Source organism: Pseudomonas sp. GW822-FHT04C11, from assembly GCF_058800905.1.
Genome location: NZ_JBXAMS010000026.1, coordinates 1 through 13266, shown reverse-complemented (window position 1 = coordinate 13266; position 13266 = coordinate 1). Strand labels below are relative to the sequence as shown.

The window sequence follows — 13266 nt, the reverse complement described above, 5'->3', positions numbered from 1 at the left end:
GGTTCGCCCTTTTTGCGCAGGCGTGAGCACGTTCGCGACAGTTGCTCAGCGCTTGCCGGTTTCACCGTTACTACTCGTTGATGGGGAATAGAAGATGCAGATGATTGAGCCATGCAAGGACAAAGTCCTCCTTTCGGTGTGCACCATGGACTGGTGCGATCACGGAGTCGAGTTCGCCAAAACCGTGTTTTCCAACCTTGAAGTGTTCTGCTGGGATCCCGGCGATCCTTATCCCTATCACCTGGATGACTGGGAAGGTGATTGGATCATTTCCTATCGCGGCGACTTTATCTTCCCGGAAAGTATTTATAAGAACGCCCGCAAGGGCGCGATCAACCTGCACCCGGCCCCGCCAAAATACCGTGGGCTGGGCAGCCAGCACTATGCGATTTACTACAACGATGAAACCTACGGTTCGACTTGCCATCACCTGGCGCCTTCGGTCGACAGCGGGGAGATCATCCATGTCGCGCGCTTTAACGTCGCTCCGGCCGAGACAGCGTCTTCGCTCCGTTTGCATGTGGGCGCGTATTGCTTGCAGCAGTTTATTCATCTGCTCACCGATTACATCCTGCAAGGGCGGTCGTTGCCGGTTTCACCGGAGCGCTGGGGCGAACGGCTGTACAAGCAATCCGAGCTGAAACCCTGGATGGAAAAAATTCGCGCCCAGGAGCCCGATCATCGTTGCTTCAAATAAGTGCTTTTTTGGGGGGAGCTTCAGGCCGATAGCGGCCTGAAGGGTGTGCATTGCGCGCGTTGGTGCGACTGATAAGAGACCGTCATATGTTTGATCTTTCGAGCTTCGGAGCCGCGCTGGCGGTCTATGTCATCGGCACCGCCAGCCCCGGTCCGGGTAACCTGGCGATTGCCAATACCTCCCTGAACTTTGGGCGTACGCCTGGGCTGGCGTTGGCGGCGGGGGTCATTTCCGGTTCGCTGTGCTGGGGGGCAATGACCGCGGCTGGGGTATCGGCGTTGCTGCTTTCCTACACGCAGATTCTGGTCTGGCTGAAAGTCCTTGGCGCCTGCTATTTGTTCTTTCTGGCCTACAAGTCGATTCGCGGTGCACTGGCACACAATGCCACCACGGTTGCTCGAGCTCGCTCCAAACAGACCAGGAACATTGGGTATTATTTACAAGGACTGGGTATTCACCTCACCAACCCAAAAGCCGCCTTGACCTGGTTCACCGTGACCACGGTCGGGCTTAGCGCGAATGCACCCGCCTGGGCCAGTTTTGTCCTGGTGGCCGGTTGTGCCGTACTCGGGTTCCTGATCTTCAGTACTTACGCGTTGGCGTTTTCAGCCCATTCGGCTGAACCGTTTTTCACTCGAACGCGAAAATCGTTCGGGATGATCTGCGCAGCCTTCTATTCGATCGTCGCGATTGGGTTTATCAGCTCGTTGTTTTAATGCTGATGCAAAAACCAGATGTCACGCCGCATTCTTCACGCCTTCCTGACCCCCGACGCCAAAGGCGATGGTGTCCATCTGAATTTGGACTGCACCCCAAAGGTTAGACATAACCGATGGGGTGTTCCATGGGAAAGCACACGGGGCAGGCGAAGCGTTCAGCGGTGCAGGATTACTGCTCTGGTATCAGGTGGATCAGCGTTGGCGATCCGCGAGAATGCTTAACCTGGCATTGTCCAGGATTGCAGCGTGTAACCCTCCTGGCTCAACTCGGTGCGCACCTCCTCCAGCAGGCGTTCCAGCTGCGTCGGGTCGGAATAGGCACTGCTTGGAATCAGTTTGCGACAAATACGCGTGTTGGCCTGGTCGATGACACTCAGGCTCAATTCGCCATTACCGTCTTGCGGAGCCCAAGCGACACATTGAAACGGTTTGAATGCGTGGCCGGCAATCAAAAGTGCTTCGTTGATGCGGAACGGGGTGCTCACGGGTCGTCTCTCCTTAGTACCCAAATAAATGATGTGTCGCGCTCTGGCCCACCGCAGCCTTTCATTGCTTTACATAACTGCCTGGCGCCGGCTCCAGAGGCGGGTATTTGTCATTCCCGGTGTGCGCAACCGCGGGTTGGCGCTCGCCGGAGTGTCCCGCCAGCCAGTTGAACCAATCGTTCCACCAGCTACCGGGTTGCTGCTCGGCATTCTTGAACCAGGTCTCCGGGTTTTTCGTGACCCGATTGTTGGTCCAGTAATGGCGCTTCTGCTTGGCGGGTGGATTGATGACACCGGCGATATGCCCGGAAGCGCCCAGTACAAAGCGCTTGGTCCCGGAGAGCAGGTTGGTACTGGCGTAGGCGCTTTTCCAGGGCACGATGTGATCGTCATGGGTGGCGAGGATGTAGGCGGGAGCGTCGATTGCACGCAAATCCAGTTTGACCCCACAGCACTCAAGCTCACCTGATTTCAAATCGTTCTGCAGATAGGTGTGGCGCAGGTACCAGCAGTACATCGGGCCCGGAAGGTTGGTGCTGTCGTTATTCCAGAACAGCAAATCAAGTGGAATCGGCTTCTGACCCTTGAGGTATTTGTCGACGTTGTAGTTCCACCACAAGTCGTTGGGGCGCAGCAGGGAGAAGGTATTGCCCATGTCCTCGCCACGAAACAGGCCGATGGGGCCATTCATGCCGCCGATGGTGCGCTCTCGATAGGCCACCAGTTCTTCGTCGACGAAAATGTCGATGGGACCGGTATCCAGGTAGTCAAGGAACGTGGTCAACAGGCTCACGCTGGCAATCTCTCGATCACCGCGTGCAGCCAGTACGGCCAGCGCCGTGCTCAACAGGGTGCCGCCGATGCAGAAACCCACGCAATTGAGTCGCTGTTCGCCACTGATCTCACGGGTCACTTGCAGGGCGTCGATGACCCCATGCTCAATCAGGTCATCCCAGGTGGTGCCCGCGTGTTCCTCATCAAAGTTGCGCCAGGACATCAGGAATACGGGATGTCCCTTTTCCAGCAGATGGCGGACCATCGAGTTGTCCGGGCGCAGATCAAGAATGTAGTACTTGTTGATCGACGGCGGTACGACGAATACCGGATGTCGGTACTGGGTCTCGCTTTGCGGGTAGTACTGAATGAGCTGGAAGAGGTGATTTTCGAAGACGATTTCGCCCGGAGTGTTGGCCAGATCGACGCCAACCTTGAAGGCACTGCTATCACACTGGCGCATTTTGCCTTCGTTCATGTCGCTGGCCAGATGCTGCAGACCGGTGATCAGGCTGGCACCTTTTGTCTCAACCGCACGCTGGAGCGCATCAGGGTTACTGACCAGAAAATTGCTTGGCGCACTGGCGGCAATGGCTTGCTCCACCAGATAGCGCAGGCGTTGGCGCGGTTTCTTATCGTCGATCAGCAGCTTGTCGAGCAGTTTCAGGAGAAAGCTGGAGTTGAGCAGGTAAAACGCAGCGAGGGAGCCGAACAGTGGCTCGCTCCAGTTGCCGCTGGCGAAACGTCGATCATCGAAGCTGAAGGATTGGCCGGTCAGCAGTTTTTGGCCGAGTTGGCCCCATTCAACCTGGTAGTCCGCTTGAAGGCTGTCCAGCGTTTCGCGAGGCAGCTCGAACCAGGCGCTGTGCTCATGTCCGGAAAACCAGGGATTAGTGCTGACCCATAGGCGCAATTGTTGCACTGCCAAGGATGCGATGAACGGAACCTGGCCTGACCAATAGGTCTTGAATGTATGCGCGTTGTTGTCCATTAAAGTTCCTTGCCCATACCGATGAGCCGGGCAGAAAAAAGCCGCGCTTTGCCGGACTCCGGCGCAGCGACGGCAGGAATGCGGGCAGTTTTGTTTGACGCCAGCCTGATGCGCGGAACAAGGTCCCAGTTCCGCGCATTGGCTACTCAAATGCCGTTGGTTAGCGCTCGATAGCCAGGCCGACGCCTTGTCCGCCACCGATGCACAAAGTGGCCAGACCCTTCTTGCCGTCGCGACGGATCAGTTCGTGCACCAGCGACACCAGAATCCGTGCCCCTGACGCGCCGATCGGATGGCCAAGGGCGATCGCGCCGCCGTTGACGTTGACCTTGCTGGTGTCCCAACCCAACTCTTTGCCAACCGCCAGCGCCTGGGCGGCGAAGGCTTCATTGGCTTCGATCAGGTCCAGGTCCTCGACGTTCCAGCCAGCCTTTTGCAGGGTCAGACGCGTAGCCGGGACCGGGCCGATGCCCATGATCGACGGGTCCACACCGGCGCTGGCATAGGCTTTGATCCGTGCCAGTACCGGAAGGCCCAGCGCTTGTGCTTTAGCGGCGCTGGCCAGCAACAGTACGGCGGCGCCATCGTTGAGGGTCGAAGCATTGCCGGCGGTCACGCTGCCGTCTTTCTGGAATGCCGGTTTGAGTTTGGCCAAGGCTTGCGCAGTACTGTCGATACGCGGCTGTTCGTCGGTGTCGAAGACCAGTGGTTCGCCCTTACGCTGAGGAATCAGGATCGGGGTGATTTCGCTCTGGAATCGCCCGCCCTCAATGGCAGCGGCGGCCTTCTGTTGCGAGGCGGCGGCGAAGGCATCCTGCGCTTCACGAGAGATCTCGTACTTTTGCGCCAGATTCTCAGCGGTGATACCCATGTGGTAGTCGTTGAAGGCATCCCACAGGCCATCCTGGATCATGCTGTCTTGCAGTTGCGCATGACCCATGCGCAGACCCGTGCGTGCCTTGGGCAGAACGTAGGGAGCCAGGCTCATGTTTTCCTGACCTCCAGCGATCACCAGTTCCGCGTCGCCGCAACGGATTGCCTGGACGGCGAGATGGACCGCCTTGAGACCCGAGCCGCAGACCTTGTTCAAGGTCAGGGCAGGCGTGGTGTGTGGCAAGCCGGCCTTGATCGCCGTCTGGCGGGCCGGGTTTTGCCCAGCGCCGGCAGTGAGTACCTGGCCGAGGATCACTTCATCAATTTGAGCAGCATCGATACCCGTCTGCTCCAGCAAGCGGCGAATCACTGCGGCACCCAGTTCGGTCGCGGGAATTGCAGACAAAGCACCCTGGAAACTGCCGATGGCGGTACGAGTAGCGGCAACGATTACGACTTCGTTCATGCGTGACCTCATTGAAAAGACAAAATTCGTCGAACACACCAGGGCATTCATGCCCTGGTTGGGCTTACTGCATGTTCATGCCGCCGTTTACCGAGAAGTCGGCACCGGTGCTGTAGGCGGACTCATCGGAGGCCAGCCAGGCCACGATTGAGGCGATCTCTTCGGGTTGGCCAAGGCGACCCACCGGAATGCCGGCAATCATGCCGTCCAGAATGTCCTTGCGGATTGCCGCAGTCATGTCGGTCTGGATGTAGCCTGGGGAGACGGTGTTGACGGTCACGCCCTTGCCGGAAACTTCCCGGGCCAGTGCCATGGTGAAACCATGGATGCCAGCCTTGGCGGCCGAATAGTTGGTCTGACCGAACTGGCCACGCTGGCCGTTGATCGATGAGATGTTGATGATCCGCCCCCAACCCTTGGAGAGCATGCCTTCGATGACTTGCTTGGAGGTGTTGAACAAACTGTTCAGGTTGGTTCCGATCACCGCGTTCCAGTCTTCCGGGGTGAGCTTGCGGAAGGACGCGTCACGAGTAATGCCCGCATTGTTGACGAGTACGTCGATCGGCCCGAAGTGTTCGCGCACCATCTCAAAGGCCTTGCGGGTCGATTCCCAATCGGTGATATCGGTTTCGACGCATTCGAATTGATAGCCTGCTGCAAGCTGTGTTGCCATCCAGTCATCCTTGCGGCTGGAGTTGGCGCTGCAGCCGACAATGACTTTGAAGCCTTCCTTGTACAGACGTTGGCTGATGGCTGTACCAATGCCGCCCATACCACCTGTTACTACCGCAATACGACTACGCAACTCCATATTTCAACTTCCTTTTTTTTGCGCTGCAGGAGCGAAGATTGTTCGATATCAACGGTTCGTGCGGAAGTGTTGGTAGGTGACGTATTCGTGTCCATCGGTGCCACACAGGCGTTTTAGACGGCTTGCAAAAAATGAGGAGTACCTATACTGGGATCAATACTTGAAACGGAACGGATAATTAATATTCGTGAAACATGGCTGAAATATGTTCAGCGTAGGTCAATATCGGCTCCGGACAGGATGTTCGGTTCCACAGGTTATTGAGGGCGCTATGTATAGAATGAGTTCAGGTTATGCAGGCATGCTGGCGAATACGCTTTTGGCTCAAGGACTGGACGTTACCGGTCTGTGCCAGGAGGCGGGACTGGACGTCGAGTTCGTGAATAAACCTGGAGCATACTGCGAGCGAAGCGTTATCTATCGTCTTTGGGATCTGGCTGCTCAGGCCTCGGATGATCCGAACATCGGTTTGAAAGCCTACGGGAGTTTCCACCCCGGCGTTTTTCAGATCGTGGGCTACACGATGATGTCCAGTTCGAATCTGAAGAGGGCGCTCGAACGCCTGGTTCGTTTCAGCCCGTTGATAAGTACCGGATTCAGCCTTTTCTTTGTTCAGGAGCAGCAACATTTCCGTCTGGCCAGCCTCGATCATCAGCAACGTGGCTCGGTCAAACCCCGGCAATATACGGATGCAGGCCTGGCTTCGCTGCTGGGTTTCTGCCGCTGGCTGGCGGGTGGCAAGTCGCCGCAGCCGTTGAGTGTAGAGTTCGCTTATCCCGAGCCTGAAGATACGTCGGAGCATCAGCGGCTTTTTGGCTGCCCGCTGCGTTTCGGGGCGGCTTATGACAGCATCCTGTTCGATGGCGAGGAGCTTCTGAGTCCTTTGAGTATGGCCAACGAGGCGCTCGCCGTACTCCATGACAGTTTTGCCGAGGCTCAACTGGACCAGTTGTCCGGCTGCTCTATTGTTGGCAGGATTCGCGCGCTGATTATCGAGCGCTTGAGCCAGGGGCAGGGCCAAGGGCAATGTGATATGGAATCGATTGCGGCGGCACTGAACGTCAGCAAACGAACGCTTCAGCGAGGCCTTGAGAAGGATGGCACGCAATTCAAGGATGTCCTGAACGATGTGCGCCGGCAGTTGGCCGACTTCTATTTGCGCCATTCTCGTCTCAACATGAAGCATGTGACGTATCTGCTCGGCTTTCATGATCACAGCAGCTTCCATAAGGCATGCACCCGTTGGTTCGGCATGCCCCCCGGTCAGTATCGAACCGATGAGTCGTTGTTTGCGCTCGAGAAAGTCGAGGCCGTGCCGGTGCCGGTCCGAGCCATGAACTCTGTCGGTCTGCGCAGAGACCATAGAATTGCAGGCTTCGCCAGCGCCTACGCCGAACGGATACACCGCTAATCCCTATGGCGGGTCATTGAGGCTTTGGACCTTTTGTTGCTTTGCGCTTTGGGGCTTTAACGACGATGGCGGGAGCGGGTAGGGGGACTTCGAGCAGCGTGTGCAGTTCACGCCAGAATTCGCCTTCGGTTCCCGCAGTCGAGAGCAACTCAGGCATTAATTGCCCAACGGCTGTCAGTACCTGTTGGCGTTCCTTGGCCTCGGTTAGCAACAAGGGCAGGCTGCGCAAGCTTTCTTGCGGGTGGGCAAAAACCAGCAGGTTCTGCAATCGGATGGCTTCGCGCAGGGCTGTGGGCTCAGTGCTGTAGTCCTGGACCAGCAAGTGCACCTGCTGGATCAGTTTCTCTATGCTTTCCTTGCCTGCCTTGTCGCTGTCGCGGCCCAGCAAAAACAGAATCCGCACCAACGCTTCCAGGGGGCCGCCATGGGGCAGCGCATCCTGCAGGCGTTCGATCAGGGCCTGGTCCTGCTGGTCGGCATGTGCCTGGAGATTTCGCACCGGACTGTTGCTGGTGAGGGCACCCAGTGCGCCGTAGATACCGTAAAAACACAGCTCCTGAGTGGCGTCACGCACATCGCGATAAGCATTCAGGGCGTCTTGTATCTGGTTGGAGAACAGCTCCTGCCACGCCAGCAGCGGGTTGTCCTGGCGTGCGGGACGACGATCGCTGCTCACTTGGGAGGCGGCCCCGGCTAACCACCACAGCGCCGGATTCAGGCTGCTCCATAGTAATTGCTGCTGATGGAAGGGGTGCGTCCTGCGTATCAGTTCGGCAATGGGCTCGTTGACGACCTGACGCAGCCACGGGCGTATGAACCCGTCGTAAAACTCGCTGTTGATTTCAGAGGCATGCTCCACCAGAGAGAATTCGCGATCGTCATCACGGGCTGGCTCGACGTCATTATGGATATCAGCGATTCGCCTTGATTCGAAACTCACGCTGTATTGCACGTCACCGCTGCCTGAGGGGGCCGGCAGATCGTCGATCAGCATTTCGTATAGCCCTGCCGGCAGCGCGTTGATGGCTTCGACCGCACCGAGCAATCCACGGTGTTCACGTCGAGCCACCTTACCGGAAACAAAGATGCCCAAATGGCCGATGCTGGCGTGTCGCAGGTAGACGATGGTACGTCCTGCATCATGCAAGGCGAGATCGCTGGGATAGACATCGGCGATCCAGTTCAACGCTTGCTGGGGAGGGGTGATGTTGTCGCCGTAGGAGCAGAACACCACCACCGGTACTTCGATCCGTTTCAGGTCAATACCGGAGCTCTTGCGGCCAAGGCCGCCGGACAATTGGTTGCCGATGAAAAGGTCATCGACAATCATCTCGATCTCTTCGCCATTGAGCAGGGTCGGGCTGCCCCACCAGCGTTCGAAGTCGAGAAAGCGCGCAGCCTCACTGTCGATCTGGCTGAACAACTGGTAGTACTTGCCCCAATAGGTGTTGGCCGGGTCCAGGTTTTCGAAATTGCTGACCAGCCAGGTGCCGTCGAAACGGTTATTGCCCAAGTCGCTGCCCAGGCGAGCCATCCAGCCACCACCCAGCAAGCCACCGGTGTAACGCATCGGATTGCGTCCATTGACACCGGCCCAATACGACAAGGGGGCACCATTGATAATGATCAATCCCGGCAGTTCCGGCCGTGTTGCCGCCAATCCCATTAAGGCCCAGCCGGCCTGGCAGTTGCCGATAATGATTGGCTTGCTGTTGGTTGGGTGAAGGGCGCTGACGACCTCGATGAACCGGGCCTGGGCTTCGACGATATCGGCCAGGGTTTGCCCAGGCTGTGGTGAATGGCTGAAAGAGATGAAATAAGTGGGGTGGCCGGCTCTGAGGCTTTCGCCTAATACCGAATCCTGTTTGAAGCCACCGATTCCCGAGCCATGGCCGCCGCGTGGGTCAATGATGATCACCGGCTGGCCATTGCTGTCGATTTTTTGCTCGGGACCCAGGAGGATTCGCAGCAGTGAATAGTTGACCGGGCGCGGGAGGTCGGCGCCTGCGATCAGGGTTTCATGATCGAACTTGAGCAGCAGCGGATACCCGGCGCGTTCATGGGCCAGCGTATTGTCGCCGCGCTGGCGCAGGGTGTCCCAGAACAGCAGGCAGCGTTGGCCAAGGTCAGTGACATATTCCTGCCATTCAGCAGGCGTAGGTTGTCTGAGTTGACCCTGCTTCAGCGGCGCGAGGGTTTTTTCCTGGCGCTGGCGCAAAGCATCAAGGATGTTCAGCGTATTGAGGCGCTGCAGATGACTCAGGTGTTCGAACAGGCTGCATTGAGAGAAGGGTTTTTTATATTGCGATGCAATAATATCTTCCTGGCCCATGGTGATCTCCTGAGGTTATGCATGCGAAGCAGCGGTCTGCGGCTCATTGATGAATGAGGCCCAGGCTGTCCGCTTGATGTCAGGAGTCTATAGCGAATATCAGCCGTGGTGGAAAAACTTTTGTGCGCTGCACAAAAAAACCATTGCCAAAAAAAATTGTGCGCTGCAATATTAAATCTAGCGCGATGACCGGCAGGATCGCTATCGCGTCCTCAGGCCTATGCCGGCCTTTCAGAATCAGGAGATTCAAGCATGTCTTTTTTCAACTCGGAAAAATTGCAAGACGCTCAGAAAGCCAACCTAGACCTCCTGCAGCAAATCAGCGGCAAAATCTTCTCCAGTGTTGAACAGCTCAGCCAATTGCAGTTCAAGACGCTGCAGGCCTCCACCGAGGAGCAGTTCGAGGTCTTTCGCAAGCTGCTGGCAGTCCGTGATCCACAAGGGTTCGCTGAGCTCCAGGCTTCTTTCACCCAGCCAAATGTACAAGCCGAACGCCTGGCTGAGTTCAATCGCCAAGTGCAAGCGTTGATTGTCGGCACTCACTCGGAAATCACCAAGCTGGCCTCGCGTCAGGTCGAGGCGGGCACCCAGCAGGTGCAAGAGTTCGTTGACGTGATCAGCAAGAATGCACCGGCTGGCTCCGAGCCTGTTGTGGCCGCATTCAAGTCGTCGCTGGCGAATGCCGGTACCGTTTTTGAAAGCGCACAGAAAGCCGTAAAACAGGCTGCTGACGTTGCCCAGAGCGGTTTTGAGGCAGCGACCGCAGCAGCCGGCAAAGCCGCTCCAGGTGCCAAGGCCACAAGCGGCAGCAAGTAAGTCACATTAGAGCGGTTGAACGGATGGCGATGGGTTTACTCCCCATCGCCATTTTTTTTCGTCCCGCCACCGGCACCCGGCTTGCCTGGTGGCATGCCGCCGAACAGGCCGAAGAGGTTCTGAGTGTTCAGGTAGAGGGCTTTCGACTGGTCTACATACTGGCGCATCAAATCCTGCATGACCGGTGCTTGCTGGTGCATGAACTCACTCCAGGCTTCAGAGGACTGAGCTCCGGTCTGGGACTGGATGTCGATGACCGTCTGGATGCTTTTATCCAGGTAGCTGCCGAGGACACTCTGGTAGGGACCGTAGAACTGGATAATCCCCATGAGCATCTCACTGGAGAATATCGGCTCACCGCCACTTTCGGCTTCCAGAATGACCTGCAGCAAAATACTTCGGGTCAGATCCTCGCCGGTCTTGGCGTCGACCACCTCGAACGGGATTTTATCGACGACCAATTGGCGTATATCCGCAAGGGTCAAATGACTGCTGGTGTGCGTGTCATATAGACGGCGATTCGGGTACTTCTTGATCAGACGGGTGGTGTTCCGACTGTTATCTGTCATGCGGGGCTACTCATGGCGAGCCTGATTTACAGGCATCTTATCCTACTCTGACCACTGCCACTCCAATGCGTCGCCCCCACGCGGCCCGCACTGGGTGTTCAGAGTAAGGACTTGTTTCATCTTTTGAGTGCGATCCACGCTACGGGCCTTTTGCTGGTGCTTTTTTTTTTGCAGGCGTTAACCGAAGAGGCCTACCGCTCGATCGTCTTGCTCCAACGCGCATTCCATTCCGGCCGCCGTTGGTTGACCTGATCCCAATCGATAGAGATGGCCTTCGCAAATATTCGGTGGGCCGGGCTGAAATCTCATTCCGCGTTGTTAGAGATGATGCGAACTTTCAGGTCGTCCATGACAGTCTCCTGCCTGTTTGAAACGCTATTTATCCAGGGTATTCAGCGAGATAGCGATAAGCTGTCTTGGATCCAATTTAATCGAATTGGTATAATGCAACTCATTGTTATTAAAGGGTTTTTTTGAAAGTCCAGCTAACCTTTTCCTGATGCCTGCCGATGGCACTATTACAGGACACAGGGAGCAGTAGGAATGAGAAACAATCAACCCGTTACGCAACGTGAAATCGCGCTTGCACCTCAACAAAAACTGATCTCGACAACCGATGTCCGAGGCGTCATCACTTACTGCAATGACGCCTTCGTCGAGATCAGTGGTTTCGACCGAGCCGATCTGATTGGCGCCCCTCAAAACATCGTTCGCCATCCTGATGTGCCACCCGCCGTTTTTGCCCATATGTGGGGCGCTCTCAAGCAAGGCAATCCCTGGATGGGGATCGTCAAGAACCGCTCCAGGAATGGCGATCACTACTGGGTCAACGCTTACGTCACACCGATTTTTGAAGGCAGCCAAGTGGTTGGTTTTGAGTCGGTCCGGGTCAAACCTACCGCCGAACAGATCCGCCGCGCCGAAGCCCTCTACAAGCGCATCAGTCAGGGAAAGCCGGCCATTCCCACTCGAGACAAGTGGCAACCTGTCCTCCAGGATTGCCTGCCGTATCTGGTTATGGGGCTGGTGGGCACTTTGGGGGGGATGTTCCTCGATTCCACGCTGGCTTTTGTCGTCGCGATAGGCGTCTCGGTTCCATTCGGCCTGATGACGTCCCGCTGGCAACAGCGAGGCACTCTGCGTCTGTTGCAGATGGCTGAACCTTCCACGTCCGATCAACTCATCGCACAGATGTACAGCGATGAGCGGGGGCCTCAAGCACGATTGGAAACGGCTTTTGTCAGTCAGGACGCGCGCCTGAAGACCTGCCTGACGCGCCTTCAAGACACCGCAGAGCAACTCAGCGGGCTTGCCGGAAGATCCAACGTTCTGGCGTCCGATAGCTCGCAAGGTCTTGATCGACAGCGTGTCGAAACCGAGCAAGTGTCCGCCGCGGTCAATCAAATGGCGGCGACCACGCAGGAAGTTGCTAGCCATGTCCAACGCACTGCTGACGCCACCCAGGAGGCTAACCAGCTGACCGGGCGCGGACGCGATGTGGCCAGAGACACCCGAGAAGCCATCGAGCGTCTTTCTGCCGTGGTCGGTGAAACCGGGCAAACGGTGGCGCAGTTGGCCAAGGACAGCAATGAAATCGGAACAGTCGTCGACGTGATCAAGGGCATTGCCGATCAAACGAACCTGCTGGCCCTGAATGCCGCGATCGAAGCGGCACGTGCTGGCGATATGGGTCGAGGCTTCGCCGTGGTGGCTGACGAGGTTCGTCAGTTGGCGCAGCGCACGTCCGAGTCGACGACACAGATCCATGGCCTGATCACCAAGCTCCAGGCGTCCTCCAATAACGCTGTGCAGACCATGGAAAACGGTCATCGTCAGGCCGAAGAGGGCGTGGCGTGGGTACTTGAAGCAGACAAGGCGTTGGTGGGGATCAGCGAAGCCGTAGCCAATATCACCGACATGACCACTCAGATTGCGGCCGCTACCGAAGAGCAAACCGCCGTTGCCGAGGAAATCAGCCGCAATATCAGCACCATTGCGCACCTGGCAGATCAGACTTCAGAGCAAGCCCATCACTCGGCAGAGCTCAGCAACGAGCTGACTAAAACGGCGGCCACTCAGTACTCACTGGTCGAGCGGTTCAATCGATAGCCAGCCTCTCTTTGCGTATGGCAACAGTGCTGCGGGGTTGGTCTGGCACAAGGCGTACAGGGAAGGTGCGTTTGGATAGCACCGTGGGGTGAACGAAAGGGGAGGGCTTACGAGTCTTCCCCTTTTGTTTGTTAAATGTCCCGTCCTGAATAAGGTTTACACCTTCTGATCTATTTTCAGGAGGGAATAATGGAATCAGCAAAAAGGCGTAGT

Annotated in this window: 12 protein-coding genes and 1 pseudogene; 6 read left to right on the top strand and 7 right to left on the bottom strand. The window is 56.8% G+C overall.

Annotated features, from left to right (window positions below; all coding sequences use genetic code 11):
- Nucleotides 1-94: 94 nt before the first annotated feature.
- Both AC1RJ3_RS28515 and AC1RJ3_RS28510 read left to right on the top strand, forming a co-directional pair.
- Nucleotides 95-697, top strand: coding sequence for a formyltransferase family protein (locus tag AC1RJ3_RS28515; RefSeq protein WP_103315401.1), 603 nt, complete (start codon nt 95-97; stop codon nt 695-697).
- Nucleotides 698-783: 86 nt separating this feature from the next.
- On the top strand, nt 784-1413 hold the full coding sequence (locus AC1RJ3_RS28510; protein WP_347929403.1) for a LysE family translocator: 630 nt from the start codon (nt 784-786) through the stop codon (nt 1411-1413).
- A gap of 221 nt (nt 1414-1634) precedes the next feature.
- On the opposite strand, the gene AC1RJ3_RS28505 is transcribed toward AC1RJ3_RS28510, so the two are convergent.
- The 4 genes from AC1RJ3_RS28505 to phbB form a co-directional block, all read right to left on the bottom strand.
- On the bottom strand, nt 1635-1901 hold the full coding sequence (locus AC1RJ3_RS28505; protein ID WP_054593295.1) for a hypothetical protein: 267 nt from the start codon (nt 1899-1901) through the stop codon (nt 1635-1637).
- 61 nt (nt 1902-1962) lie between these two features.
- Nucleotides 1963-3666 (bottom strand): class I poly(R)-hydroxyalkanoic acid synthase, encoded by a 1704-nt coding sequence (gene phaC / locus AC1RJ3_RS28500; RefSeq protein ID WP_493081781.1) that lies wholly within the window; start codon nt 3664-3666, stop codon nt 1963-1965.
- 160 nt (nt 3667-3826) lie between these two features.
- Nucleotides 3827-5005 (bottom strand): acetyl-CoA C-acetyltransferase, encoded by a 1179-nt coding sequence (locus AC1RJ3_RS28495; protein WP_103315398.1) that lies wholly within the window; start codon nt 5003-5005, stop codon nt 3827-3829.
- A 64-nt stretch (nt 5006-5069) separates the two neighbouring features.
- Nucleotides 5070-5816, bottom strand: coding sequence for an acetoacetyl-CoA reductase (phbB, locus tag AC1RJ3_RS28490; RefSeq protein ID WP_347929405.1), 747 nt, complete (start codon nt 5814-5816; stop codon nt 5070-5072).
- A 271-nt stretch (nt 5817-6087) separates the two neighbouring features.
- Between phbB and AC1RJ3_RS28485 the strand changes: the two genes are divergently transcribed.
- On the top strand, nt 6088-7227 hold the full coding sequence (locus tag AC1RJ3_RS28485) for an AraC family transcriptional regulator (protein WP_493081778.1): 1140 nt from the start codon (nt 6088-6090) through the stop codon (nt 7225-7227).
- A gap of 13 nt (nt 7228-7240) precedes the next feature.
- Here the strand turns inward: AC1RJ3_RS28485 and AC1RJ3_RS28480 are convergent, their stop codons facing one another.
- Nucleotides 7241-9559: a DUF3141 domain-containing protein gene (locus tag AC1RJ3_RS28480; RefSeq protein ID WP_493081776.1), complete on the bottom strand. Its 2319-nt coding sequence runs from the start codon at nt 9557-9559 to the stop codon at nt 7241-7243.
- 252 nt (nt 9560-9811) lie between these two features.
- On the opposite strand from AC1RJ3_RS28480, the gene phaP reads away from it, so the two are divergent.
- Nucleotides 9812-10375, top strand: coding sequence for a TIGR01841 family phasin (phaP, locus tag AC1RJ3_RS28475; protein WP_054593289.1), 564 nt, complete (start codon nt 9812-9814; stop codon nt 10373-10375).
- Between the two features lie 35 nt (nt 10376-10410).
- Here phaP and phaR read toward each other — a convergent pair whose 3' ends face one another.
- Nucleotides 10411-10944 (bottom strand): polyhydroxyalkanoate synthesis repressor PhaR, encoded by a 534-nt coding sequence (gene phaR, locus AC1RJ3_RS28470; RefSeq protein ID WP_347929408.1) that lies wholly within the window; start codon nt 10942-10944, stop codon nt 10411-10413.
- A gap of 543 nt (nt 10945-11487) precedes the next feature.
- Between phaR and AC1RJ3_RS28465 the strand changes: the two are divergent.
- Nucleotides 11488-11763: pseudogene (locus AC1RJ3_RS28465) on the top strand (PAS domain-containing protein); the annotation flags it as partial.
- 225 nt (nt 11764-11988) lie between these two features.
- Nucleotides 11989-13053 (top strand): methyl-accepting chemotaxis protein, encoded by a 1065-nt coding sequence (locus AC1RJ3_RS28460; protein WP_493081817.1) that lies wholly within the window; start codon nt 11989-11991, stop codon nt 13051-13053.
- On the opposite strand, the gene AC1RJ3_RS28455 is transcribed toward AC1RJ3_RS28460, so the two are convergent.
- Nucleotides 13043-13266 (bottom strand): hypothetical protein (locus tag AC1RJ3_RS28455; RefSeq protein ID WP_493081774.1); only part of this gene is annotated, 224 nt, incomplete at its 5' end. The two genes, AC1RJ3_RS28460 and AC1RJ3_RS28455, sit on opposite strands and share 11 nt — an antisense overlap.